General features: G+C 59.6%; 17 protein-coding genes and 2 pseudogenes. 11 read left to right on the plus strand and 8 right to left on the minus strand.

What is annotated here, in order from left to right:
• Nucleotides 1-14 precede the first annotated feature (14 nt).
• The 7 genes from QZZ60_RS00435 to QZZ60_RS00465 all read left to right on the plus strand — a co-directional run bounded on the left by QZZ60_RS00435 (nt 15) and on the right by QZZ60_RS00465 (nt 6,622).
• Entirely contained in the window at nt 15-1,016 is a 1,002-nt protein-coding gene (locus QZZ60_RS00435) for an RnfABCDGE type electron transport complex subunit D (RefSeq protein ID WP_295636263.1), read from the plus strand.
• Nucleotides 1,013-1,588 carry an RnfABCDGE type electron transport complex subunit G gene (gene rnfG, locus QZZ60_RS00440; RefSeq protein ID WP_295636265.1) on the plus strand — a complete coding sequence of 192 codons (576 nt, stop codon included), beginning with the start codon at nt 1,013-1,015 and terminating at the stop codon, nt 1,586-1,588. Before QZZ60_RS00435 ends, rnfG begins: the two co-directional genes overlap by 4 nt.
• A gap of 10 nt (nt 1,589-1,598) precedes the next feature.
• On the plus strand, nt 1,599-2,282 hold the full coding sequence (rsxE, locus tag QZZ60_RS00445) for an electron transport complex subunit RsxE (protein ID WP_295636267.1): 684 nt from the start codon (nt 1,599-1,601) through the stop codon (nt 2,280-2,282).
• A gap of 68 nt (nt 2,283-2,350) precedes the next feature.
• Nucleotides 2,351-2,923 carry an RnfABCDGE type electron transport complex subunit A gene (locus QZZ60_RS00450; RefSeq protein WP_295636269.1) on the plus strand — a complete coding sequence of 191 codons (573 nt, stop codon included), beginning with the start codon at nt 2,351-2,353 and terminating at the stop codon, nt 2,921-2,923.
• 54 nt (nt 2,924-2,977) lie between these two features.
• A complete protein-coding gene (rnfB, locus tag QZZ60_RS00455; RefSeq protein ID WP_295636271.1) occupies nt 2,978-3,838 on the plus strand; it encodes an RnfABCDGE type electron transport complex subunit B in 861 nt (286 codons plus the stop codon).
• A gap of 31 nt (nt 3,839-3,869) precedes the next feature.
• Complete coding sequence (locus tag QZZ60_RS00460) at nt 3,870-4,844, plus strand: FAD:protein FMN transferase (protein ID WP_295636273.1); 975 nt, start codon at nt 3,870-3,872, stop codon at nt 4,842-4,844.
• Between the two features lie 497 nt (nt 4,845-5,341).
• Nucleotides 5,342-6,622 carry a YqiA/YcfP family alpha/beta fold hydrolase gene (locus QZZ60_RS00465; protein ID WP_295636275.1) on the plus strand — a complete coding sequence of 427 codons (1,281 nt, stop codon included), beginning with the start codon at nt 5,342-5,344 and terminating at the stop codon, nt 6,620-6,622.
• Nucleotides 6,623-6,746: 124 nt separating this feature from the next.
• Here QZZ60_RS00465 and QZZ60_RS00470 read toward each other — a convergent pair whose 3' ends face one another.
• Together QZZ60_RS00470 and QZZ60_RS00475 are read right to left on the minus strand one after the other, a co-directional pair.
• Nucleotides 6,747-8,450 carry a DUF4116 domain-containing protein gene (locus QZZ60_RS00470; RefSeq protein WP_295636277.1) on the minus strand — a complete coding sequence of 568 codons (1,704 nt, stop codon included), beginning with the start codon at nt 8,448-8,450 and terminating at the stop codon, nt 6,747-6,749.
• Between the two features lie 142 nt (nt 8,451-8,592).
• Nucleotides 8,593-9,561, minus strand: a complete 969-nt coding sequence (locus tag QZZ60_RS00475) for a WYL domain-containing protein (RefSeq protein WP_295636279.1) — start codon at nt 9,559-9,561, stop codon at nt 8,593-8,595.
• Nucleotides 9,562-9,743: 182 nt separating this feature from the next.
• Between QZZ60_RS00475 and QZZ60_RS00480 the strand changes: the two genes are divergently transcribed.
• From QZZ60_RS00480 to QZZ60_RS00490, 3 genes are read left to right on the plus strand one after another with little or no spacing between them, the layout of a single operon-like run.
• Complete coding sequence (locus QZZ60_RS00480; protein WP_295636281.1) at nt 9,744-12,530, plus strand: PD-(D/E)XK nuclease family protein; 2,787 nt, start codon at nt 9,744-9,746, stop codon at nt 12,528-12,530.
• A gap of 14 nt (nt 12,531-12,544) precedes the next feature.
• Entirely contained in the window at nt 12,545-16,027 is a 3,483-nt protein-coding gene (locus tag QZZ60_RS00485) for a UvrD-helicase domain-containing protein (protein ID WP_367119397.1), read from the plus strand.
• On the plus strand, nt 16,015-17,829 hold the full coding sequence (locus QZZ60_RS00490; protein ID WP_295636285.1) for a nuclease-related domain-containing DEAD/DEAH box helicase: 1,815 nt from the start codon (nt 16,015-16,017) through the stop codon (nt 17,827-17,829). The genes QZZ60_RS00485 and QZZ60_RS00490 overlap by 13 nt, the downstream gene beginning before the upstream one ends.
• A gap of 141 nt (nt 17,830-17,970) precedes the next feature.
• Here the strand turns inward: QZZ60_RS00490 and QZZ60_RS00495 are convergent, their stop codons facing one another.
• The 6 genes and pseudogenes from QZZ60_RS00495 to QZZ60_RS00515 all read right to left on the minus strand — a co-directional run bounded on the left by QZZ60_RS00495 (nt 17,971) and on the right by QZZ60_RS00515 (nt 23,784).
• Nucleotides 17,971-18,675 carry an ABC transporter ATP-binding protein gene (locus QZZ60_RS00495; protein ID WP_295636287.1) on the minus strand — a complete coding sequence of 235 codons (705 nt, stop codon included), beginning with the start codon at nt 18,673-18,675 and terminating at the stop codon, nt 17,971-17,973.
• Nucleotides 18,675-20,174, minus strand: a complete 1,500-nt coding sequence (locus tag QZZ60_RS00500; RefSeq protein WP_295636289.1) for an ATP-binding cassette domain-containing protein — start codon at nt 20,172-20,174, stop codon at nt 18,675-18,677. Before QZZ60_RS00500 ends, QZZ60_RS00495 begins: the two co-directional genes overlap by 1 nt.
• 20 nt (nt 20,175-20,194) lie before the next feature.
• Nucleotides 20,195-20,401: pseudogene (locus QZZ60_RS11415) on the minus strand (branched-chain amino acid ABC transporter permease); the annotation flags it as partial.
• 48 nt (nt 20,402-20,449) lie between these two features.
• Nucleotides 20,450-21,283: pseudogene (locus QZZ60_RS00505) on the minus strand (branched-chain amino acid ABC transporter permease).
• Between the two features lie 270 nt (nt 21,284-21,553).
• On the minus strand, nt 21,554-22,639 hold the full coding sequence (locus QZZ60_RS00510) for a substrate-binding protein (RefSeq protein WP_295636291.1): 1,086 nt from the start codon (nt 22,637-22,639) through the stop codon (nt 21,554-21,556).
• Between the two features lie 275 nt (nt 22,640-22,914).
• Entirely contained in the window at nt 22,915-23,784 is an 870-nt protein-coding gene (locus QZZ60_RS00515; protein ID WP_295636293.1) for a nitrilase family protein, read from the minus strand.
• Between the two features lie 912 nt (nt 23,785-24,696).
• Here QZZ60_RS00515 and QZZ60_RS00520 point away from each other — a divergent pair.
• A partial coding sequence (locus tag QZZ60_RS00520) for a hypothetical protein (RefSeq protein WP_295636295.1) occupies nt 24,697-24,910 on the plus strand: 214 nt, incomplete at its 3' end.

A 24,910-nucleotide genomic window follows, 5' to 3' on the forward strand; every position in this document is an offset into this window, starting at 1 on the left:
CAGAGAGAACAGACATGAGCAATTCCAACAACGACATTCTTCTTGCCATCAGCACGCCCCCCTTCTGGCACTGCGGGCGCACCATACGCAAAAACAGCATTCACACGCTTCTTGCCCTCACCCCGGCCGTCATTCTGAGTCTGATCCAGTGGGGCGTGCCCGCGGCACGCGTCATGGCCCTTTCCGTGGTGACCGCCATCGTGACCGAAGCCGTCTGTCAAATCCTCATGAAGCAGAAGCTCAGCCAGAACAACGGCACCGCCGCCATCACCGGCCTTCTTCTGGCCTTTCTGCTTCCGGCATCCGCCCCATGGTGGCTCGTCATCATAGCCTCGGTCTGCGCCATGGGCATAGGCCGCATGGCCTTCGGGGGCTACGGGGCCAATCAGGTCAACGCCACGCTTGTGGGCTGGGCTCTGGTATTCGTGTCCTTTCCTCTCTACATGGACCCGAACGCCTCTCTGCTGCAAACCACGCTCATCGATCCGCTTCTGAGAGCCAAGTACTTCGGAGGCGCGGCCGTTGCGGACATTCCCCTGCTCGATCTCATGCTCGGCAGGCAGCTCGGCGGGCTCGGCGCCGTACAGTCGGGAGCGCTCTTTCTCGGCGGCATGTATCTCGCCCTCAGAGGCATCATCCGCTGGGAAGTTCCCTTCTCCTTCCTCATCGGCGTCTTCGCTTCCGCTTCGATACTCCATTTTGCGAATCCCGAGCTTAATGCCGGACCTCTGTTCCACATTTTCAGCGGCTCCACCGTACTGGCCGCCTTTTTCCTGGCCACGGAAGATTCCTGCTCTCCGCACCGGCCTCTTCCCATGCTGCTTTACGGGCTGACCGGAGGCGTGCTCGTGCTTCTCATCCGTACCTTCGGCATCTACACGGACGGCGCCCCCTTTGCCGTCATGCTCATCAATCTGCTTGCTCCCATGTTTGCCCTCATCCGGTCCCATCCCTTCGGCACCGGTCCCGGAAAGACCAGGCGGACTTCCAGCAGTGAAGGGAGGACTCGCGCATGAAAAGCATGGTTCAGATGATTCTTGTGCTGTCGCTCATCTGCGGCACGGCAGGCTTCTGTCTCTCCTACCTGAAAATGACCACGGCTTCCCTCATCGAAAGCCAGGCGCTCACCTTCGTTCAGGGCCCCGCCATACTGGACGTCTTCAAAGACGCCGACAACTCCCCCATCAACGACCGCCGCGCCTTCACCCTTGCCGACGGCAGAACCGTCAACGTCTTTCCCTGCCTGAAGAAGGGAAAGCTCACCGGCGTGGCGCTGGAACAGTTCGGCAGCGGCTACGGCGGCGATCTCGGCGTGGTCGTCGGCTTCAACACGGCAAACGACACCCTTGCCGGCATAGGCATAACCAGCATGAAGGAAACTGCCGGCGTGGGCACCCGCGTCAAGGAGCCCGCATTTCTCAGACAGTTCCCGGGCAAGGCCGTTCCCGTCAAGCTGAGAAGCGAAGGCGGAGACATCGACGCCGTTTCCGGCGCCACCGTCTCTTCCAAGGGCGTCATGGGCGCGGTGGACAGTGCCGTTGCCGTCTACAAGGAACTCAAGCCTCTCCTTCTGGAGACGTGGAAATAACGGAGGAACCATGAACCGCTTCATGCAGGAACTGACCAAGGGTCTTTGGAAGGAACTTCCTCCGTTCCGGCTTCTTCTGGGCCTGTGCCCGGTGCTTGCCGTCACCAAGAGCGCGTCGAGCGGCATAGGCATGGGCATGGCCGTGCTTTTCGTGCTCACGCTGTCCAACATGCTCATTTCCATGGTGCGCAACATCATTCCCTCCAAGGTGCGCATCGCCTGCTTCATCACCATTTCCGCCACGCTGGTGGTCGCCGTGGAACTGCTCATGCAGGCCTACGCCTACCCGCTCTATCTGCAGCTCGGCATCTTCGTGCCCCTCATCGTGGTGAACTGCATCATCCTCGGACGAGCCGAAGCCTTTGCCGCCAAGAACCCCGTGCATCTCGCCATTGCCGACGGTCTGGGCATGGGACTCGGCTTCACCATGTCGCTCACCTTCCTCGGCTCCATCCGCGAGATACTCGGAGCCGGCACCTGGTTCGGTCATCCCGTCATGTGGGACGGATTCCAGCCCTTCACCATCATGGTGGAGGCGCCCGGCGCCTTCCTCTGTCTGGGGCTCACCCTCGCCGCCATGAACTACGGCACGCACCGTCAGCTCATGAAGAAGAGCCGCGAAGGCTCCGACGAGCTCCCCTCGCCCTGCGGCGGCTGCCGCGCCTGCGCCATGGGCCGCAGCGACAAAGACTGACCCCATCCCGGCCGTCCTTCCCTTCATGAGAACAGAGAACCGCCCGCCGGAAGACAAGGAGAACGCCCATGAGCGTCTTTGAAGTTTTCATTTCCGCCATCTTCGTCAACAACATCGTGCTGTCCCAGAACCTCGGCAACTGCCCCTATCTCGGCTGCTCCAAGGAAAAGGGCGTAGCCCTCGGCATGGGCACGTCGGTCATCTTCGTCACCGTGATGGCCACGCTGTGCACGTGGCTCGTACAGAAATATCTGCTCGTGCCCACGCATCTGGAATACCTCCAGACGCTGGTCTTCATCCTCATCATAGCCGCGCTCGTGCAGTTCGTGGAAATGTTCCTCAAAAAGGCCGTTCCGCCGCTGTACGCTTCGCTCGGCATCTTCCTGCCCCTCATCACCACGAACTGCTGCGTCCTCGGCGTGACGCTCCTCGTGCAGAGGGAGCAGTACGATCTCATGTCCTCCCTGCTGTATGCCTTTGCCACGGGCGCGGGCTTCCTGCTTGCTCTTCTGCTCATGGCCGGCGTGCGCGAACGGCTTGAGACCTGCCGCGTGCCGCGAGCTCTGGCCGGCACGCCCATAGCGCTCATCATGGCGGGAATCATGTCCCTGTCCTTCATGGCCTTCAAGGGCATGGTCTAGGCGGAATCCGCTTCAGTTTCGATTGGTTTTCATCGTCAGCACAAGGACGTCCTCATGGTTCTCTATTCGATACTCGCTCTTACCGGACTCGGCTTCGTTGCCGCGGCCCTTCTTGCCGTCGCCTCCCGCTTTTTCGCCGTCTATGAGGACCCCATGGTAGGAAAGGTCACCGACAGCCTGCCGGGCGCCAACTGCGGCGGCTGCGGCTACGCCGGCTGCGAAGGCTACGCCAACGCCGTGGTCCATGATCCTTCCATTCCGCCCAATCTCTGCGTGGTGGGCGGGGCCAAGGTGGCTTCGGCCATCGGCACGCTGACCGGCAAGCTGACCACGGAAATGGAGCCGCTGTGCGCCTACAGACGCTGCGACAAGAATGCCGGACACGTAACAAGGCGCTTCGACTACAAGGGCATACCCTCCTGTGCCGCGGCGGCAGCACTGCACCACGGCTCGGATCAGTGCGGTTTCTCCTGCCTCGGCTTCGGCGACTGCGTGAAGGAATGCATAACGGAAGCGCTGCACGTCGAAAACTACATCGTCATGGTCAACGAATCCATGTGCATAGGCTGCGGCAAATGCACGAAAGTCTGCCCGAGAAACGTGCTTCAGCTCATTCCCAAGCGCGCCCGGGTGGCCATTACCTGTTCCACGCAGGACAAGCTCAAGGCCGTCATGGACGTGTGCAAGGTCGGCTGCATTCACTGCGAAAAATGCGTCAAGACCTGTCCCGCCAAAGCCATTTCCATGGAAAACAACAGAATTCAGATCAATCAGAAGCTCTGCCTTGAATACGGAGACTCCTGCGGTCAGGCCTGCGCCAAGGCCTGTCCGCGCCAGATCCTGCGCCTGCACGGTCAGGCTGCCATTGCCGCCATGGCCGAGTCCTGCAACAAGGAACAGCAAAAAGCCGTATAACCGCTTCTTCCGCCGCCTCTGCGAGGTTTCCATGTTCACACGACGCTTCTTTCTCCGCTGTCTGACCGCGGCCGCCGCCGCAACCGCCATGCCTTTTTCCGCCGCCCGCGCCGCGACGCCTTCGCTCATGACGGAAACAAGGCTCATGATGGGCACCTTCGTCACCATCAAGACCAGCGGCGTTTCAAGCACTCAGGCCTCCGATGCCATGGGCAGAGCCTTTGAACACATGGCCTCGCTCGAAGCCGCCCTCACCCGCTTTGACGGCGCCTCGGCTCTCGGTCAGCTCAACGCCTCCGGCCGAATCTCCGACGCTCCCGCGCCTCTGCTTGCCGTCGTGCGTTCGGCCGCAGGCATGCACCGCGTCACGGGCGGATTCTTTGATCCCACCGTTCTTTCCCTGCTGGAAATCCTGGAAGCAGGCTCTTCCGATCTCAACGAGCGGGAAATGAACGAGGCCTCGGAACTTGTCGGCATGACGAACGTCGCCATTGAAAACGACGGCATACGCTTCAGGCGCGGCGGCATGAAGATGAGTCTTGACGGCATCGCCAAAGGCTACATCGCGGACGAGGGGGCCCGCATCATGCGCAGCTTCGGCGTCAGGGACTTTCTCATCAACGCCGGCGGCGACATCGTGGCCGACGGAGACAAGGCGGGGCTCCCCTGGCGCGTGGCCGTGGAAAACCCTGAAAAATACCACGGAGGCACCGACTACCCCGCCGTGCGCACACTGAAAAATCAGGCCATGGCCACGTCCGGCTCCTATGAAAACGTCCTCGGGGAAAAAGGCGAACTCAATCACCTCATCAATCCCGTCACCGGTCGCTGCGCCACGCTGCCCGGCGCTTCGGTGGTTGCCTCCTCCGCCATGGAGGCCGACGCCCTCGCCACGGCGCTCTGCGTCATGCCCTCTCCGGCGAATTTCATGGAAAAACTGCCGGACGCCGCCTGTCTGCTCACCCTGCCCGCAGGCAGAGTGCGCCGCTCAAGCCGCTGGGGGTAGCGTTCTTCTCTTGTCCCGGCTCGTTCCACCTGAACCGCTTTCTCCGACAGACGCGCGCATCCGCACGTCAGACCGCATGCCCGATTATCCCGCGCTTCCGGGGCCGAATGTCCTGTCCGGCACATTCGGCCCTTTCTCGTCCCCGCAGCACCTGTTCCGATCCTGCATCCGTCAGCATTCTTCCGTTCCACGCTCCAGCGGCAGCCGCTTTTCATCTGCGCGGGAAAAACCTGTGCGTCTTCCGACGCTTTCCTGAAAAAAATGCCGCGCTCGTCCACACTGCGGTGGACGAGGTGCCTGCCCCCGCTCCCCCGTCCGTCCTTTTTCTGATACTGTCTCTCACAGGCATGACATGAAGGCCCGATCTGTCATTCCTCTCATCCGGCTCCCAGGCGCTCAAGGACGCCCTTTCCGCCATGGACGACTTCCCCGGGGCCGGAACCGGATGATGGGAGAACCGGAGCCCGTTCACGCAGACGTTCAACGCGGGAGAGATCATGGACCGCTTCATTTATATCCACGGATTCAACAGCAGTGCACAAAGCCGTTCGGGGCAGGCGCTGACCGGTCTTCTCGGCAGACAGGTCATCTGTCTGGAATACGACTATTCCAGACCCTTTGCGGAATGCTTCGCTTCTCTGCGACGCCAGATGCTCGACGCCATAGATGAGACGAACGACCGCGTCTGCATCATGGGCTCGTCGCTGGGAGGCTTTTACGCGCTCAGCCTTCGACATCCGTCCATCATCCATGCCGTCGCATGGAATCCCGTCGTCTTCCCTGCCGTTCAGATGGCACAGTTTCTCGGCAGGAACACGCGCTTTGCCGACGCAGGCACATGGGAATTCACCAAAGACATCATGCTCTCCTACGCGCAGGCCCCCGATCCCCGTCCCTGGAGAAACGAAACCTGGGCCCGGGAAGAACGCAAGGCCCGCCATATCAGGGAGGGGCATCTTCCGTTCATGGACTTCGGCGGCGGCCGGGGCTTCTGCTTCTGCCCCGGGGAAGGGGAAAGAACGCTGGAAACCACCCCGGCAGCTCTGGACGCGGCCCGATCTCCGAAACGGGACATCTTTCTCGGCAACGGCGACGACGTTCTCGATGCCGGACTGACCCGGGCATTCTGGCAGGGAGCGGCCACGCTGCACGACATCGAATCCGGGCATCAGATCATGGATTACAGCCACGCCCTGGACACGCTGACACAGGACAAGATGCTGGACAGCTTCGAAGCCTGGCAGGACGGCGCGCCGTGGGCTTCCGCCTTCCGCGAGGCCGGAGCCTTCGACATGGCGGGAATGCTCTCCACTGGCTCTCGTCATGAGCAGGTGAAGGGACTCCTGTGGCTGGCGGACGTCCCGTTTCTGGAGCTTGCGGGAACCGGGGAAGAAGACTCCCTCATCGTGGCCTTCTTCCATGCAAGACACGAGCGCCGCATGAAAAGACTGCTTGCCGGACTGACCCGTCTGTGCGGCAGGCACAGCTATGTGTTTCTTCGTGCCGACGGTCCGGTCGTACGGCATCAGATTGCCGACAACACGCTCATGGACGCGGAATACTGCCTGCATCCCGACGAACGCAGCCTTGCCGCAGCCGTCAACTCCGCCTTTCCCCAATGGCGGGGCGACAAGGCCCTATGGCACGGTCACAGACCTCACGGCTCCTTCACCAGCGCCGTCATGCGGGAACATTTTTCCAGGCTGTGGGACAAATTCGACGATCCCATCGCGGAATTTGAAAAAACGTCCTCCTCTCCGGCTGCGGCTCAGCAATAGCGAAAGGACGCCGGGCCGCAGCACGAGCCGGCCCGCTCACGCCTCGGACCGGCTCGCCCATGGACGACAAGGGGGAAGGGGTCCAGCCCCTTCCCCTTTCTCTGTCGCTCCGTCTTTCTTCCTCTCACGCCGGAATGGAGTCCTCGCCCCGACAACCTTTTCCATGTTCCGACGCCCCGCTTATCCCTTCGTCACGCGCCGTTCTTTCCCGCTCCAGCCTTTCCGCGATCCTCCGGGCCATGGCTCTGTCGCGCATGGCATCAAGAGCCTCCTCCGAACATCTTGCTGCCTCAAGACAGAGCGCCTCCGTCTGCTTTCTGACGAAGCGAAGCGGATGCCCCCATCCTTTCCAGAGCCGCCGCATGGCCAGCTTCTCCAGCCTGTCCGAAACGTCGGGGATGTATTGCAGCGCCAGTCCGTTTTCCCGAACGGCCGCTTCCTTTTCCTCCTCCGATGCGTCCGGAAGATACCGTATGGCCAGCCCTTCGCCTCGCAGCGCGGCAAGACGCACCCTTCGCGAGGGATGCGCCGCAAAGCGTATGGCGTCTCCCGAACTTTTCACGGCGGAAAGACATATCCTTTCCGTCTGATGGCGAACGTAACGGAGATTTTCCCCGCTGGCGCGCACCGCCTTCAGGCAGAGCCGCTCCGTCTGCGGCAGGCGCACCCGGCGAAGTCCCATTCCCCAGGATTCCTTTCCGAACGCCTCGAGACACAGTTCCATGGTCTGACGGTGCACGTACTGAAGAACGTCGCTGTTGCCGTGACTGAGGGCCGCACGGCATATTTCGTCGTCCTGTTCCATGACGTACTGAAGCGCGAATCCGTCGTCCTTCACGGCCTCAAGGGCAAGATTCCTGTCCACACCGTCCATCCAGCGCAGCGCCTCGACATTCTGACGAACGGCCGCCAGGCGCATCTCAGGCGTCTGCCGGGGCACGAAGCGTATGGCATTCCCGTCGGTCTCCACGGCGGCCATACAGATTTCCGGCGTCCTGTCTCTGACGAAACGCAACGCTTCTCCCATGGAGCGCACGGCTTCCAGACAAATCCTGGGCGTCTGATGCAGCACATACTGCAGGGCGTTTCCCGTATTCCGCACGGCTTCCAGACAAAGTTCCGGCGTCTGCTTCCGCACGAATCTCAGGGCCGTGCCGTCCTCGCGCACGGCCGCAAGGCACACCGCGGGGGTCTGATGAAGCACAAGGCGCAAGGCAGCACCGCTCCCGCGCACGGCCGCAAGACAGACCCTCTCGGTCTGCTCCCTCTCTTCGAGCATGGAGAGCGCATCGGGCTCCGCCGTCACCGCCCGCAGACACTGCTCTTCCGTCGGATGATCCAGAAGCCGCAGCGCCTGCCCCGCGGATCGGGCATGGTCAAGAAACATGGCAGGATCGGCGCCCTCGGGAATGAAATCCGTCCCTTTATCGGAACATGCGGCCAGACGGATCAGCTCCTTCGTCGGACGAAGCACATGACGCAGGGCCGTTCCCGTCTGCTTGACTGCAAGCTCGCAAAGCTCCGGGGTCTGACTTCTCACAAAGGCAAGGGCTTCGCCGTTACTCATGACCGCGGCGCGACATATTTCCAGACTCTGTTTCTGCACGAACTGCAGTGCCAGACCGTTTTCCTGAACGGCCGCAAGACAGACGGCCGGGGTCTGATGCAGAACGTGCCGCAGCACAAGCCCGTTCCGCTGCACGGCCGCAAGACAGAATTCCTCCTTCTGCCGCCGCATCAGAGCAAGCGTCTCCGGCTCCTCCCACAGAAGACGAAACGTTTCTTCCCGGCAGGCCTGCCCTTCCACGATCTGAATGTCCGAAACCATGCGCGCTCCTTTGCTCTCCCGAAATCATCGGACAGCGTCCTTTTCAGAAGAGAGCATAGCAGCGAAGCGGACAGGCAAAAAGCATGGAAGATGGCTCGTTCCACCGCATGGTGGACACTGCGGCCCGCCCATTCGGAAAACGTCACGACTTGGGCTCTTCCGCAGACTCCTCCGCAAGTTCCACGCCTACGACTTCAGCCTCGTGTCCCCACTGCTTGGCCCAGTACAACACCTCCTGCGGATCGGAAACCCTTACGGAAAACATGAGCTCATTGCTGGAGCGACGAATTTTCTGACTTGAATGCCACGTCTTCTCAAGCACATAGCGCATGGCTCCTCCGGTAAAGCGCAGCGTGACGTCGTAAAGCCTGTCGCCGAACACGCCGGAAAACGCATTCCGCTGCTTTTCCTCGAATCCTCCGTCATCCATGGGGTCCCACGTGCACAAAATGCCCGTGGGCCGCACCTGCTCGATGCGGTTCAGACGGAATATCTTCCAGGCGGGCGGCGTCTCGTCCACGGTTCTGGCATACATATACATGGCTCTGCGCCGTATGTAGAGACGCCTCGGATCAATCTCACGCCAGCTTTTTGTCCAGTCCAGCGCTCTCGTGTAAAGAATGCGCACTCGCCTTCCCTCATGCACGGCCTGCTGAAGAGCGGCCAGCACTTCCGGCTTCACGCCGAACGTGCCCTGCGTGACGCAGGAATCGAAGCTGCTCTGAATCTGCTCCCTGAAGGGAGACTCCAGTCCTCCGGCCAGCTTTCGCCCCGTTTCCATGGCCAGCGCCGCAAGCGTGCCGTCCCCCTCCGCCGCCAGATGCTCCAGAGCAAACATGAGCAGCAGGCGGTCGCTGAACGTCAGACCGGTGATGGGCGTCAGCCTGTCTTCCAAAATGTGAAAGCCCTTTGCCTTGTGAAACTCAAACCGGAATCCCACGTCGGCCAGGGCCGCCTTGTCCTTGTAGTACTGACTGCGCCCTATGCAAAGCTTCCTGCGCAACGCCTCCTGCGTCTGATGCGGTTCTCTGCGTATCTCCTGCGCCATGCGCAGAAGTCTCGTAATGCGGGAGCCGTCGCCCTCATGAACACATTTCGCGGTATCATCCATGGCGTGACCTCAAAATTTTCTTGTCAAGAATCGCGTGATTTCTGCACGAAATCAAGCGGGAAGGCTCCAGAATCGTCCATGCGTCCATGCACCGGCACCCTTTTGACTGTGGAAGTGACGCGAACTTTGCGCTACGCTCAACGCATTGTTTTTCGTTCACCCCGCATTCCCGGAGAAAAGGCATGAAAGTGATACTCGGCAGATACATGGACGGCGGTGCATGGCCCGATGCGGTCGGCCCGGCAGCGGCAGAAAGGGAATCGGCATCCGCAGTCCCCTCCCGCACTGCGGCCGGAGTGCACATCGTCGGCCCGGCGGGCTTTCTCAGTCTGCTCGAAGAAAAAATGGGGCTTCCCTGCCTGAACACGCACGAAAGCCGCCGCATTGCCTCGTGGCAGCAGCTTCTTGCCCGAAGAACGGAAGAAGAACGGCCGAACGGCGCCGCCCCGTTCTACGCTTCTTCCTTTAAAAAGGACGACTGGAACACGGCAAGACGCGTGCTTTCCATGCGCGACGAACTGAAGTTCTCCGGTGCGCTGGAAGGATCCGCCTGCGACCTTGCCGAACGCGCCCGGGAATGTGCCGCGTCCGGACTTCATCGCCTTGCCGAAATGTACGAGCTGGAGCAGAAGCACGCCTCCGCTCCCCTGCCCGGAGCAGCCGACAGAATGCGGCTCATCCTCACGGAACTTTCACTCTGGGGCATATCGGGCCTGCATCTTGTTGAGCTCACCACGCCGGAAAAGCTCTGGGAGAAGCCCTGGCAGGAAATGTTCTCTCTTCTGCGGAAAAGCAGCGTGACCGTGAACGATCTCTCCACCGATGAAGACACGAACGGCGACCGTCCTCTCAGCGTCGAATTCGTGTCCTCTCTGCCCGTGTTTTCCGGCAGGGGAGAATGTTTCCGCCTTACGGCCACAAACCTGCCTGAAGCCGCCGAAGCGCTTGCGGCCGTTCTTAGGGAACGACTCTGCGACGGAACGCTCGGCCGCACCGTCATGCTGCGCAAGAACGACAGCTTCGAGCTCGACGCAGCGCTTGAACGGTTCTCCCTGCCCCGTACGTCCTGCCGCGCCCGATCCGCGGCCAGGCCGTATCTCCAGCTTCTGCCGCTGTATCTGCGCCTTCAGTTTCTTCCCTTCTCGCCGGAAACGCTCAGGCAGTTTCTTCTGCTGCCGACAAGTCCGCTCTCCCGGGGACTGCGCCGCAGACTGCTGAACGCCCTGCGCTTCGAGGAATTTTCCCCCGAGGCGGACAGTTTCTCCTCCTGGCCGGAACGCTGGCGCTCCGCCTTTCTCAGAAACGGCGTCACGGATGAAAAGCTCACAAAGCAGATACGCTGGTTCTGCCCGCAAAGGCGCGTTCTGCCTGCGCCGGAAGCCTCAGCCGGATGCACCCCGGAAACGCCCGGCATACCGTCGGCCGCTCTTGCCGAAGCCGCCGAAGCTCTCGCAGAATGGGCCGAAAAACAACCGGCTGCCGAGCTCAAGAAGACGGCGGAGCTCTGCCGGAGACTTTCGGATATCGCACGTGACGGAAAGAAAACGCTGTCGGCCCCGGAGCTTGAAAAAATCCTCGATGCCGTGATCGGCAGCGGCGAACGATCCCCGGGCAGTCCTCCGGCCATGCCGTGGTGCGTGCTGAACGATCCCGGCCAGCTCTGGGGACCGGCGGACACCGTCATATGGTGGGACTTCACCGATGACGGCAGTTCTGTCCGGGAGTCCTCCACATGGAGCGATGAAGAGCGGCGCTGGCTTGAGAAACAAGGCCGACCTCTTTGCTGCGCCGCCACCGAGCGACGGGCAAAGACACTGGCGCAGCTGAATCCCTTTCTCTTCGGCCGGAGGGTCATTACCGTCGAGCCCCGCTTCCACGGCCGCGAAAAAAGCTCGCCCCATCCCCTTGCCGCGCTGCTTCCCCAAGACGGATTCGTGGAAAAAGACGCCTTCTGCGTGCTCACCGGCAAAAAACGCATCTCCTCCGACGGGGGCAGTTCCGTCGAAGAAAAGCCCAGAGACTTTTTCCATCTCGACTCACGCTCTCCTCTGCCCCGACCGACGGCTGCCGCCCCATGGAACGAAAACAGAAGAAAGCCTCTTTCCCTGCCCGAAAGCATTCAGGCCTCGTCGCTTGAATCTCTGCTGACCTGTCCTGCGGCATGGTACTTCAAGAACGTCCTCAGGCTCGAAGGGGGAGGCGCAAGGCTGTCAGCCGACCAGATTGTCTGCGGAAATCTTGCCCATGCCGCCATGACCGCCCTGCTTGAACGACGACAGGACTGTGCCCGCCGCGGCGAATCCATGCCCGAAGTCACGGACGCCGTCCTGTTCGACCTGCTCTCCCGTCTTGCCCCGCAAAGCGCCGCGCGCCTGGCTCTGCCGGAACACGAACATCTGCTTCGAGACATGGCGGGGCGGCTGAAGCGCAGCTTTCTCCGCCTGTGTGCCCGGACCGACGCGGAAGGACTCGTCTTTCTCAACGCCGAACAGAGTCTTGAGGGGGAACTTGACGGTGTGGCCCTGCGCGGCCGCTATGATCTGCTTTTCGGCAGGAAAAAAGACAAGACGCCGTGTCTTGTGGTCGACATGAAATGGTCGCGCCGCAAGACGTACGAGGAGCAGACCACGAAAGGATGTCCCGTGCAGCTTGCCGCCTACCACTATCTTCTGGAACACGGAAGCGGCACGAAAAATCAGCAGGCCCCCTGTTGTGCGCATCTGGACGACGCATGGTTCCTGCTTCTGCCCGAAGCCGACATTCATGCCGCAAGCGACGGGAAAAAAAACCTGGCTCAGCACTGGAAGGACGTGGAAGAGCGCTGGCACGCACTGCGAGGCGAGCTTGAGCACGGACGTCTCGACCTGGCCGAAAACGCTCCGGACGAGGATGCCTGCCAATGGTGCGACTACCGGAAACTTTGCGGCGTGAACCAGCCTGTGACAGACGACGAGGAGGATGCCAAGTGAAGGCAAAAAACAGCATGAACGGCATGAAACGCCTGGTTCTCAAGGCCGACGCAGGCACGGGCAAGACGTACAATCTGGAAAAATTCTACCTCGGCTGCCTCGGCTGCGACGTGGAGGAAGCCTACCGCATGCCCGTGGACGCGTGCCGGCCCGAAGAAATCATTGCCGTCACCTTCACGCGGAAAGCCGCCGCCGAACTGAAGGACCGCATACGCCGCGCCCTTTGCGAACAAAGGCGTTACGACGAAGCCGACCGGGTGAACGGATCATTCATCGGCACGGTACACGGCGTATGTCTTCGTCTTCTCCAGGAATACGCCCTGGAAGCCGGCATATCCCCCGCGGCGGAAGAGCTTGCCGAGGAGGACGAGCGCGCACTTTTCAACAAGGCGATTGCTCCGCTCTTGGAAAAATATGCATACCTCGGAGCTCTGTACTCCCAATTCCGTCTCGAGGGCGGATTCAGCACCAAAAAGAAGCGGAAACATTCCGACCCCGCCTTTCTTGCCACCTGCCGGGAGCTCATCGCCCTAGCCCGCGTCAACGGCAAGGAAGACAATCTTCGAGCCATGGGGAACCTGTCCACTGAAAAAATTCTGAATCTGATAAGAAAGCTGTCCCCTGTCGTTTCCGACGACAAGAGCGAGCTTTCCGACATGAAGCGCGAACTTTCCGAAGCCCGGGCCGTACAGATGAAGGAGGAAAACTATGATCGTTCGGGGAAGCTCACAGCGGAAGAAAAAAAAGCCGGCGTGAAGAAGCTCAGCGGCAAGGAAAAGGCGCACCTGGAGTTCATGAAGGCCCTGCCCGTGGACGCCATGAGATGGAAGGACTGGCTGTCCATCATCAATCGCCCGGCCGGAGCAAAGGACCATCGTCTTCAGCAGTACGTCGAACAGCTCAACGAGCTCGGCCGCCGGGTCTTCGGACTGGAAAAGTTTGAGCACGACGTCCGGGATCTCATTCAGGGAACGTTTCAGTTTGCCGCGGAAGCCACGGAAGCCTTCCGTGCCGTCAAGGAAAGCGCCGGTCTCGTGGATTTTGCCGACATGGAACGCATGGCCTGCGACGCTCTTTCCGAAAAGGCGGTAAAGGACAGGCTGAAGGGAAGATTCCGCGTACTTTTTGTGGACGAGTTTCAGGACACGAGCCCCATACAGCTGCGCATTTTCCAGCTTATCTGCGACATTCTCCAAAGCGGCAGCTGCAACTGCCTTGTCGTCTTCGCCGGAGACGACAAGCAGTCCGTCTACGGATTCCGGGGTGCGGATTCGGCGCTCACGCGGGCGGGCACGCCCGAGCCTCTGTGGGAAAAGCGGTCCCTCAGCGTATGCCGACGTTCCCTGCCTGCCATCTGCCGCTTCGTCGAAGCCTTTTTCTCGCATATGCCCGCATCCTTCCGGGAAAATCTGCTCGGCGCTCCTGACGCAAGGCTGAACACCACCAGCCTGTTGGAACAGCCAGGCCGGGAATCGCTGCGCGCAGCTCTGGAAAGCAGCATTCCGTCGCTGCACTTCTGGCTGTTCGACCATTCGGACAAGAGAAAAAAGGCCAAAACGATCGCCGCTCTGGCCGAAAGCATCGCCGGCATGATCGACAATCCCGCCTTTACCGTGGCCTGCACGAAGGACTTCGGCAGCAGCGCCACCTCGGACACGAGAAAGGTGCAGGCCGGAGACATTGCCGTTCTTTGCCGCACCAACGAAGAATGCGTCGAGCTGGCCGACGCTCTGGAAGCGCTGGGCGTATCCGCCTGCGCCGAGCGCAGAGGCCTGCTCGAACAGCAGGACGTGCGCTTCTGCCTGAACGCCCTCCGCCTCACGCTGTACCCCGACGACAGACTTTCCGCCGCCTGCCTTTTCCGCAGTCTGCACGAAGGAGACGACTGGTTCGACGCCGCAGAAAACGGCCGTCTTGCCGACGGCATTCCCCTGCTGACCGAGCTTGAGGGCATACGCGAAAGACTCGCCCTTCTCTCTCCTGCCGAGCTTCTCGACGAGGTGATGAACGCCACGGACGCCTTCCGCCGGGCCGCAGCCCGCCCCAGAGGCAGAACCTGCATGGCAGAGCTTGAAGCGCTGCGCGCCCTCGCCCGGGAATACGAGGACGCCATGCACGGCAGACACGCTCCTGCAACCGCTCAGGGCTGGCTCGACTGGCTGGAGGAAGAGGAACGCAGCCGTGCCTCCGGCGGAGAAGACGCAGTACAGGTCTGGACCTATCACAAGTCCAAGGGACTTGAGCGCAACGTCGTCGTTCTCTACGGACTGTCCGGCAAAAAGCCCGCCGGCGACATCTGGAAGCCCCGGGCCTTCAGTCAGACGCAGACCGACGATCCCGTCGCGGCTGCGCTGCGAACCCCTCTGGAAAACAGAACTCTGGAATGGCTTCCGAACGTCTTTGGCGGAGCCTCGGCGCTGGATCCCGTCTGCGACACTCTGGCCTCAGCCAGGGCAAAGGCGGACCGCAGGCAGCAGGAAGAAACTCTTCGTCTGCTCTATGTGGGCATGACGCGGGCAAGAAACGTTCTTGTCCTTACGGCGGACTTCAACCAGCAGAAAAATGCCATCCTGCTTTCCTGGCTGGCCCCCTTTCTCACGGACGAAGCGCTCAGGAGCGACCTTGACGCCATGGCAGCAGCTGCCGCCCCCGGCATGGAAGTCGAAGCTTCGCTTCTCGGCTCCACGTTTCATGTCCGGTGCATCAATGCCGACGAGGCCGCAGACCGCGTCGGACGGTCCATGAACACGGCACAGGAAGACTGTCTCTTTCCCCCAAGACCCGTTCCGGCCGAAATGTCGGCACCGGAGCAAAGGGACGCTCCGCGCGGCCGCTGGCTGCCGGCACTGAAGGGGCGAGCCGTCGACACCTCGGGCATCGCTCCCGGCGTCAGCCGAAAGCAGCTCGGCAACATGGTGCACGGATGGTTTGCCGTGTGCTTCGGCATGAGCGACGAGCAGCGCCTCGAGGAAGAGCGTTCCGGCCGCATGGACAAGCGCCTTGAGCACCTGTGCACGCTGTGGAACAGCCCCGTGCCTTTGTGGAATCATGCCGAGTCCCCGCTCAAAAGCATGAGCGAAGCTTTGCGGGACGTCGTCAACGAATGGTTCGAGAGCCGGGCCGACAAAGATCCCGGCGACAGACTCGTCATACGCACGGAATGGCCGCTGGAAGAAAGGCGCATGGAACCGGCCCGAGAAGGAACGCGCTTCCGCACGGAAAGCATGCGGCTCGACATGCTGGCCGAAGTCGTGCACGGCGACGGCACCGCCGGTCCCTGTCTTGCCATCGACCACAAATGCGGCGATTATGAACAGTTCACGGATGAAAAATTGAAAGAGCACCTGATCGAAGAGTACGGCGCCCGTCAGACGGACTATGTTCGCGCTCTGCGCGCCATGGGCAGAGTGTGCCGCTGCTGGCTGCATCTTCCCCTGGAAGGCCGGGTGCTCGAAATTCTTGCCAACGACAAGGAGTCCTCGGCATGGCGGTCCTGATCCCTTCCCGAATGCCCTCCGACGCTACGGCGGGCGAACGGCGATTCTTCCATCTTCTGGAAAAGCTCCCCTCCTCCTTTACCGGCTGGATGAACCCCATGCTGGGAGACGATTCTCCCGACTTCGTGGTCTATGCGCCGAAAAACGGTCTCATCGTGCTGGAAGTCAAGGACTGGTCGCTCGATCACGTCGTCTCCGCAGACCGGCAGACCGTGCTGTTCCGCACAGGATGGGACGTGACGCGACGCACCTCGCCGCTGGGGCAGTCGCTCATGTACCTCAACAGAATGAAAAGCCTGTTTCAGCGTCCGGGAGGAAAATTTTTCCTTCTGCCGCTGCACTGCGGCATCATCTTTCCCAACATCACCCGTGCCGACTATCTGCGCCGCCTCCGTCAGGACGCCTCCATAAGCGGCCTCGCCCGGCCGGAAACCACGCTCTTTCAGGACGATCTGGAAAACATCGAGCAAAGCTCAGACAAGGGAAACGCCTTTCAGAGCTTTCTCAACGAACACTTTCCCTCACTCTTTGCCTGGGAGCCATCCTCCGTTCTGAACACCGTGAAGCAGAAGCTCGGTTCGTCGGTCATCGTGGAAATGCCCGCGCCTTCATGGGAAAGCGGAGAAAAAAGACTCGTCGCTCTCGATGAGGAACAGGAGAACGAAGCGCTCCGGCTTTCCGGGGGACGTCGACTTCTCAAGGGAGCCGCGGGCAGCGGCAAGACGCTGGTGCTGACAAGCCGCGCCGCCGCGCTTGTCCGGCGCGGACAATGCCGTCGCGTGCTCTTTTTATGCTTCAATCTCTGCCTTGCCGGGTACATACGCCGCCTTCTCTCCGCCAGGGCCGTACCTCTCGGTCCCGAAGGCGTGGAAGTCATGCCGGTATACGCCCTGGCCGCCCGCATTCTCGGTGATCGGATAGAAGAGAGCCAGAACGGCGAGTACTATGAAACCATTCAGACTCTGGCGCTGGAAGAGCTCGAGACGGGGCTTTCTTCCGTCATCGGCCTCTGGGACGCCGTGTTCGTGGATGAGGCTCAGGACTTCAGCGCCGCCATGGTCCGCATGGTGGAACGGATACTCAGACCGGAAACTCCTCTGCTTGCTGCCATGGATGCCGACCAGCATCTCTACGCCTCAAGTTGTCCCGAGGCATGGCAGAACATACGCGGCATGAAGACGTCGATGCTGAAAAAGCGCTACCGCTGCACCCGGCAGATCATGGCCTTTGCCGAAGACTGGCTCGGCGGAAATGCGTTTGTCGACGATGAGGAACTCGGCGTCAACCAGGGCGAAATGCCCCGGGTTCTCCATGCCTCCTCCCTTCGGGAAGCCGCCGCTCTGGCGGCGGAAGAAACTGCGCGCATGCGCAGACTCGGCATGCGTCAGGGCGACATGGCCGTTCTTTATGCCCGTGACAGAAACAAGGGTCAGACGACGCGACTTTCGACGCTTCTGGCAGAAAAGCTGGCCGCAAAAGGTCTCATGTCGCAGTGGCCTGTGGAGGACGACCGGGCAAAGCTGCGCTACGACTCCACCACGGATTCCGTGGTCATCTCCACCATACACAGCATGAAGGGCATGGACTTTGCTCACGTCACCCTGATTCTGCCGCTCTCCATGGCCGAAGGACGGGCGCAATCGCTGCTCGGAACCATGAACGGACGTCGCGCCTCATGGGAAGCTCACCATGCGTCGCCGGTATCCGATCCTCAGCGCCATGCTCTGGTCTATGTGGGCATGACCCGGGCCCGTCAGTCGCTCACCGTCATCTGGCATGACGACGGCATCAGCGAACCGTAAGCAGCCTGCGCCGTCCGACCTAAAAGATGAAACAGGCCGGGGCGGCTTTTCCCAAGGGAAAAGCCGCCCCGGCCACGCTGCCGGAAACGCTGACCGCAGGGATTTTCAACTGACGGTCTTGCGCCCTCTCGCCCGGCATCTTCATACGATAAGGTGATGAAACACCTTGTCCGCAGCCCCCGGCTCATCGCTTCTGCCGGAGTCGACGAATTCTCCCTTTTTCAGAATCATGAATCTGTCCGACACCTTCAGGGCAAAAGGAATGTTCTGCTCGATGATCAGCATGGCGGTGCCGTGCCGCCTGCGCTCCCATACCAGGGCGTCGGCCAGACGCGCTATGACCGAAGGCTGAAGCCCCTCGGTAATCTCGTCGAGCAGCATCACCTCAGGATGCATCATCAGCGAACGGGCCACCAGAAGCATCTTCTGCTCGCCGCCGGACAGCGTGCCCGCACGCTGATGCAACCTGTTCTCGAACACGGGGAAAAGAGGCAATATTTCCTTGAAGCGCAAAGGAAACAGATTCTTGTGCTCAAGGCCGAGACTGAGATTGTCGTACACGCTCAACTCCGTGAAAAGGGCCTGTTCCTGTGCCGCATAGGTCATGCCCAGAGACGCTATTCTATGCGGACTGCAGGACGTGATGTCCGTGCCGAGCAGCGTTATGCCGCCCTGCTTTTTCGGCAGATATCCCATGATGGACTTCAAAAGCGTGCTCTTGCCCATGCCGTTCTTACCCAGAATGGCAAGGGATTCGCTGGCCCCCAGGGAAAACGACAGATCGCGTATGACCATGGAATCGCCATAGCCGCTGGATATGCCTTCAACGTTCAGAACGACCGCCATTACGCTACCTCCTCATCCGTCCGGGAAGGCCCGGCATAAATGGTCTGCACCAGTTCGGAATTGACGACTTCCTCGGCGCTGCCCTGCACGACGATGGTGCCCTGATGCAGCACGACGATGCGCGTGGCTATCTCCTTCACGAAGTCGAGGTCATGCTCGACCAGAAGACAGCACAGTCCGTACTTGTGGGCCAGAGAGGAAAACACCTGTCCTATGCTGATGCGCTCGGCCCGGGTCAGGCCCGCGGTAGGTTCGTCAAGAAGAATGATCCTGGGTTCAAGCGCAAGCACCATGGCGAGTTCAAGCGCCTGCTGCTCTCCATGCGAGAGATCCCGCGCCATCGTTCCGAGCTTGGCCTCAAGACCGGTCACCCGCACGACCTCCAGAGCATACGGAGGCAGATGTATCACCTTGTCCCTGCAAAAAAGCGAGGGCCGTTCCAGCACGCTGCGCGCCATGCGCAGACACTCCGCCACCGTAAGCGTCTCAAAAATGTTCGCGTTCTGGAACTTGCGTCCCAGACCGAAACGCACGCAGGCCTGCGGATGCTGTCTTGCAATGTCATGCCCGCAAAGCGTGATCGTCCCGCCGGTACGTTCCTTGCCGTCGCTCATGCAGCGCATCAGGGTCGTCTTTCCGGCGCCGTTCGGTCCGATGATGCCTATAAGCTCTCCCGGTCTGCCCGTAAACGTCACGTCCTTCAGCACGCTGAGAGAGCCGTAACTGCGCTCCACGTGAACCATCTCAAGAACAGGTCCGTCCTCATGCCGGTCATGCGTGTCGACGTCGCTGCAGGCCAGGGCGGGAACGAATGCCCGGCGTCCGGCAAAAGGTCTGGCAAGCAGAGGAATAAGCCCCTGAGGCAGAAAGATGATGACGAGCACAAAGGCCAGTCCCAGCAGAAGCTGCCAGACGAAGGGCATGGCGCTGCTCAGATAGGCCGTCGCCACGGTAATGACGAGCGTGCCCAGCATGGGCCCCCAGAGCGTGCCTCTTCCGCTCAGCGCAACCCATATGATCATTTCCGTACCGAAGGAAAACCCCGTCAGTTCCGGCGCAACGACGCCGCTGAACGCGCCGTAGCCGAACCCCGCAAGCCCCGCCATGGCGGCGCACACCCCGAGAAGGACTATCTTTATGGCCGACGGGTTGAGCCCGAGATAGGCACAGCGGGATTCGTTGTCGCGGATGCTTACCAGAACGCGTCCGGCATCGCTGGAAAGAAAAATGCTGGAAAGAACGCTGCAGACCATCATGAGTCCCCCGGCTATCCAGTACCACTGTTCCATCTCGAACTCGAACGTGTCGAAGCCCGTCAGACCGGAACTCGATCCCGTAAAGCTGCCGCCGGAAAGGATGAGCTGATTGAGCACGATGGGCAGCACCAGGGAAATGATGCAGGCAAAAAACGAGGACGCGCCGCGATAGAAGGATATCCAGCCCGTGAAGAGCCCGACCAGCGCGGAGCCGAAGACGGCAAGAGCCAGAGCCAGTGCCACGTATGCCGGTGAAAATCCCAGATGCGTGAAACGAGCCCCGCGGCATAGGCTCCAAGTCCGAAGAACGCCGACTGGCCGAACGTAAGACACCCCGTGTATCCCCACAGGATATCCACGGTGATGGCGGCAACGGCAAAGAAAAACGCCTTGATCATCGTGTTCAGCATATACATGTCGAACACGGCGGGGCCGACGATCACCAGCACCAGACAGACCAGCCCGGGCATGGTGAGCCGGCTGAACAGAGCTCGTCCTCTTTCGTTCGCAGGAAAAAGCTAGTCACGGGAGAACCCCCTGGGACGTATGCGCAGCGTGGCGGCCGCCAGCACGGCTATGGTCATGCCGCCGAGCACAGGATTGATGTATGTGCTGACCAGCACCTGAAACGTGCTGAACACAAGACAGGTAAGCAAAAGACTGATGAAGGAATGGCCTGAAACCATGACCAGCATGAATGCGCTGGTCAGCCAGGTTACGCCCATGTAGGGATCGACGCTGGAAAGAGGCGTGATGAGCATGCCCGCCAGCGTACCGAGTCCTGCGCCTATGCTGAACGTGACGAAGCGGATGAGTCCCGCGTTGATTCCCAGACTTTCAGCCAGCGCCTCATTCATGATGACCGCACGCGTTCTGACGCCGAATCTCGTGCCGTTGAGCAGCGCGACAAGCAGCGCACAGATGACGAAGGCCACAGGAATCATCACCAGACGGTAGCTGGAATAGTCCGTGCCCAAAAGATGCCAGGTTCCCTGAAGCGGCGCGTCCACGAACTAGATGCCGCGCCCGAAGCATATGGTGATGACCTGAATCATCACGATGCCGAGTCCCCATGTGGCGAGGATGGCATCCAGAGGCCTCTTGTACAGGGGGCGGACCACCAGCCTTTCCATCAGTGCACCGACCAGCGCTCCGACGAGAAAAGCAAAAATCCATCCGTACCAGCCGGGAATTCCCAGCTGTGCCAGAACAAACGAAACGTATCCTCCCACCGATATGATCGCACCGTGGGAAAAATTGACGATCTGCATGACGCCAAAAACCATCATCAGACCTGACGTGACGATGAACAGCAATGCGGCAGTCGTCAGTATATCAAAACAAATGGACATGATATCCTCTGTCTGTTATGCATGTTGTTACCTTGACTTACCATATGTAAGCCCTTCATGTTTTCCTCTGTCAAAGTCATTCATCTCGATTTAAACAGACGAATCATCAAAGTTTTCCATATATTGAAGATGATATTGAATCAAAAATCATGTACTGAAAAAGCAACTGCATGAAAAAATCAAAAAACACCCATGATGAATCCGTAAAAAACGGTCCCGTGTTCTTCAACCTGCCGGGACCGTTCCAATCAGATGACCTTCAATCCGTGATCAGCGGCAATCACGGCACTGAGGACCGGGTTCGACGTTCTGGAAGGAGTCAAGAATCTTCATGGAGCCGTCTTCCTGCACCTGACTGAGATACATGTTCAAAGCCGCATGACGAGTTTCGGGGTCCATCTTCACCGTGCCGCGGGGACCGGTGACGGAAACCTCGCCGAGAGTTCTGATGACATCCTTTCCCTTGGTGCTCCCCGCCTTCTCAACGGCCGCCTTATAGGCATAAATGGCTTCATACTGAGGCACGGAAAGTTCGTTGGGAGTCTTCATGTCCTCTCCGAACTTCTTTTCCAGCGCGGAGAGAAAATTCCTGTTCTCGGGAGTGTCGAGAGACGTCATGTAGGAGCCGCACACCAGCACACCGGCGGCAACGTTGCCCATATCCTTGGCAGTGCCTTCAGCCAGCGCCATGTTGGCATACGGAACGGTCACGCCGGCACTCTTCAGCTGCTTGCCCAGCGACACGTTGGGCGCGCCGCCCGCCGTACAGCTGATGAGGGCATCGGGAGAAACGGAACGGAGCTTGGATATGATGGCCGTCCAGTCGTTGCCGTCCATGGGAAGATACTCCTCACCGACGACCTTGCCGCCCACGCTTTCAATATACTTGCGGGCAAATTCAAGAACGCCGCGCCCAAACGCGTAGTCGCTGCCGATCAGAAAGAATGTATTCGCATTTTCCCGATTCTTCAGATAATCAACGATGGCCGAAGAAAGCTGTTCCGGAACCCAGCCGTTGACATACAGCCACTTGTTGCAGGAGTTGCCTTCATAGAAGCTGGTATAGATGTAGGGTACCCGTCCGCGGGAAACGATGGGCAGCGCCGCATTGCGCGCCGCACTGGTTTCGGCGGAAATGATGACGTCCACGCCCTTCTTGAAAATGAGCGAATCAAAGGCCTGCTGAGCGCCGACGGCTCCGGAGGCATCGTCGGCAACGATAAGTTCCACCTTTCTGCCGAGGATGCCGCCCGCCGCGTTGATTTCATCCACGGCAAGCTCGGAGGCCTGCACGATGGAAGGCGCCACCACGCTGTTGGCGCCCGAAAGTCCCACGGGCACGCCGATACGGATCACGTCGGCACCGTATGCGGGGACTCCGAAAATTGCCACCATACCGAGAGAAAACAAAACATGCGATAATTTCATAACAATATCCTGTCGTTGAAAAGAAGTTGCCTGAGGCTCTTCTCTGTTTTTGAAAACGCATCACCGCTTTTCGGAAAAACGGTCATGCCTGCCGCCATGTTCCGGTCCGCTGCTTCTTCTGCCGAAAGGCAGCGCGGGAATACGACGGGAACGAAGCTCCGCTTCCTGCCGGAGCACCGGCCCTGCCGCGAACCGCCCTTCTTCTACCAGCGGGGAAGGGGCATGCCGGTGCCGAGCATGGGATCATAAAAATCATCACGGCGGTCGCGGATGATGTTGTTATGACAGTTGAACTGTCTGGTTTCACGGGTCTTTTTAATGTTTATGTCGGCATACAGGATCTGCTCTTCCGTCTTTGAGGCGGGCCCGGCCAAAATCCATCCTTCCGGCCCCACGATGAGGCTCTGACCTTCAAAAGGCTGTTCCCTCTCCACGCCGCAGCGGTCGGCACAAATCACATTCAGGCTGTTGCAGTGGGCGGAAGCCATGGCAAGAACATTGGCCATGGCCAGCGTGTTTTCAGGCTGTCCTGCCATGGGAACCCAGTTGGTGCAGTTGCAGACGACATCCGCACCCTGCATGGCGGCAAGCCTGTAAAGTTCGGGGAACCAGCCGTCGTAGCAGATGAGGATGCCTATGCGGCCGACAGGGGTATGAAATACCGGCATGCCGAGATTGCCCGGCTCAAAAAACAAGTTTTCATCTCCCCAAAGATGCATTTTGCGATACGTGCCGACATAACCGTCAGGACCGACAAGCACGGCGGAGTTGTAAAGATCATCCCCGTCTCTTTCGGTAATGCCCGCGGCCACATACACGCCGAGACGCTTTGCGGCGTCCATCCACGCGCCGGTGCAGGCGCCGTCGGGAACGCTTTCTGCAAGGGCGAACGCCTCCTCTCGGCTTTCAAACACATATCCGGTATTGCAAAGCTCGGGAAGAACGATGAGCTTCGCTCCCTGAGCCGCAGCCTCTTCGATGCCGCCGAGCGCCCGCTCCATATTGGCCTTCTTGTCGCCGATAACGGGATTCATCTGAATGGCAGCCACTTTATAGGAAGGAAAAACCGGCATGAATCTTCTCCTTTTCTGTTCTGTAAAATTCTGCAGTTTTTAATGACGACAACGATATTGCAAAAGTGGTGCCAATATTATTTATATAATAATTACAACTAGATATAATTTCATCCACCTCGATGAACGATACAATTTCATACCACCTTGCCGCCATTGTGCATTCGGCAGAACTTTTGCGATGCACGGCTTTCCGAGAATGTGATCCCTTTTTTCCCGGCAGCGGGAAACAATACATTTTTATCCCGTCTCTCCGACGGGAAAAGCCTTCCCTCATTTCCATGAGTGAAACGCATGGCTGCCGTCCTCTCAAAATGCCGCGCTCCGGTCCGAGGTCTCTGACCTTTGTCCGGCAGGCTTGTGACGACGCCTCTGCGCCCTGCGTTTTCATACGCTGTCCGCAACCGACAGCGGTTCCCATGACCCCGGTTCTCGTAACATGAATTCACAAGAAGAATCGTCTCAGGAAATGCCCGTCGTCGACACGCTGTCGACCGCCTCTGCCCTCCGGGCAGGACGAAAAATCAGAAACATCCGAACACGACAAATGAAACAGGAATGAATGACGAAGAGGCGGCTTCGGGCATGCAACGCCAAAAAGCGCAACTTCTAGGAATGCCGAGGCTCAAAAAAAGCCGACATTACGCAAAGCCCCGGAGTGATGAAAGGCACGCTTTTCGCCTGAGAATGGGACGCGAAGACGGACTCATGTCTGACTCGGCCGCAGAAAGCCGCCATTTCCGCGACGTCACACAGAGATCATGCCGAACGACGAAAACGTCGGCTCAACGGCCGCAACGTATGGAGAAAAGAAGAAGAGAGAGACAGAAAAGGAAACGCGGCCTCAGATGCAGGAGCAGTTTTTGCCGACCGAAAGAAAAGAGTCTACGGCATCGGAAATGTGGGCACGGAATGCAAGACCGTCCGTCTATAGGGCGCATCGCAGCGCTTCTCTCCCGTCGGTTGCCTGCGCTGGAAAGCCTGCAGAGGAAATTGCCGTTAAAAGAAAAAGCCCTCACGACTTTCATCGTAAGGGCGACCGAGACGGATAAATTTTCAATATGTAATATTGCGGAATTGCAGGATATTTCGAGTTTTAAAAATCGAAAATACCCACAAAAATACC

Source organism: uncultured Mailhella sp. (genome assembly GCF_905187505.1).
Taxonomy (GTDB): domain Bacteria; phylum Desulfobacterota; class Desulfovibrionia; order Desulfovibrionales; family Desulfovibrionaceae; genus Mailhella.

What these genes read in the sequence shown, in the direction of transcription:
- QZZ60_RS00435 (WP_295636263.1), top strand. Translation starts at nt 15, where the DNA reads ATGAGCAATTCCAACAACGACATTCTTCTTGCCATCAGCACGCCCCCC.
- rnfG (WP_295636265.1), top strand. Translation starts at nt 1,013, where the DNA reads ATGAAAAGCATGGTTCAGATGATTCTTGTGCTGTCGCTCATCTGCGGC.
- rsxE (WP_295636267.1), top strand. Translation starts at nt 1,599, where the DNA reads ATGAACCGCTTCATGCAGGAACTGACCAAGGGTCTTTGGAAGGAACTT.
- QZZ60_RS00450 (WP_295636269.1), top strand. Translation starts at nt 2,351, where the DNA reads ATGAGCGTCTTTGAAGTTTTCATTTCCGCCATCTTCGTCAACAACATC.
- rnfB (WP_295636271.1), top strand. Translation starts at nt 2,978, where the DNA reads ATGGTTCTCTATTCGATACTCGCTCTTACCGGACTCGGCTTCGTTGCC.
- QZZ60_RS00460 (WP_295636273.1), top strand. Translation starts at nt 3,870, where the DNA reads ATGTTCACACGACGCTTCTTTCTCCGCTGTCTGACCGCGGCCGCCGCC.
- QZZ60_RS00465 (WP_295636275.1), top strand. Translation starts at nt 5,342, where the DNA reads ATGGACCGCTTCATTTATATCCACGGATTCAACAGCAGTGCACAAAGC.
- QZZ60_RS00470 (WP_295636277.1), bottom strand. Translation starts at nt 8,450, where the DNA reads ATGGTTTCGGACATTCAGATCGTGGAAGGGCAGGCCTGCCGGGAAGAA.
- QZZ60_RS00475 (WP_295636279.1), bottom strand. Translation starts at nt 9,561, where the DNA reads ATGGATGATACCGCGAAATGTGTTCATGAGGGCGACGGCTCCCGCATT.
- QZZ60_RS00480 (WP_295636281.1), top strand. Translation starts at nt 9,744, where the DNA reads ATGAAAGTGATACTCGGCAGATACATGGACGGCGGTGCATGGCCCGAT.
- QZZ60_RS00485 (WP_367119397.1), top strand. Translation starts at nt 12,545, where the DNA reads ATGAACGGCATGAAACGCCTGGTTCTCAAGGCCGACGCAGGCACGGGC.
- QZZ60_RS00490 (WP_295636285.1), top strand. Translation starts at nt 16,015, where the DNA reads ATGGCGGTCCTGATCCCTTCCCGAATGCCCTCCGACGCTACGGCGGGC.
- QZZ60_RS00495 (WP_295636287.1), bottom strand. Translation starts at nt 18,675, where the DNA reads ATGGCGGTCGTTCTGAACGTTGAAGGCATATCCAGCGGCTATGGCGAT.
- QZZ60_RS00515 (WP_295636293.1), bottom strand. Translation starts at nt 23,784, where the DNA reads ATGCCGGTTTTTCCTTCCTATAAAGTGGCTGCCATTCAGATGAATCCC.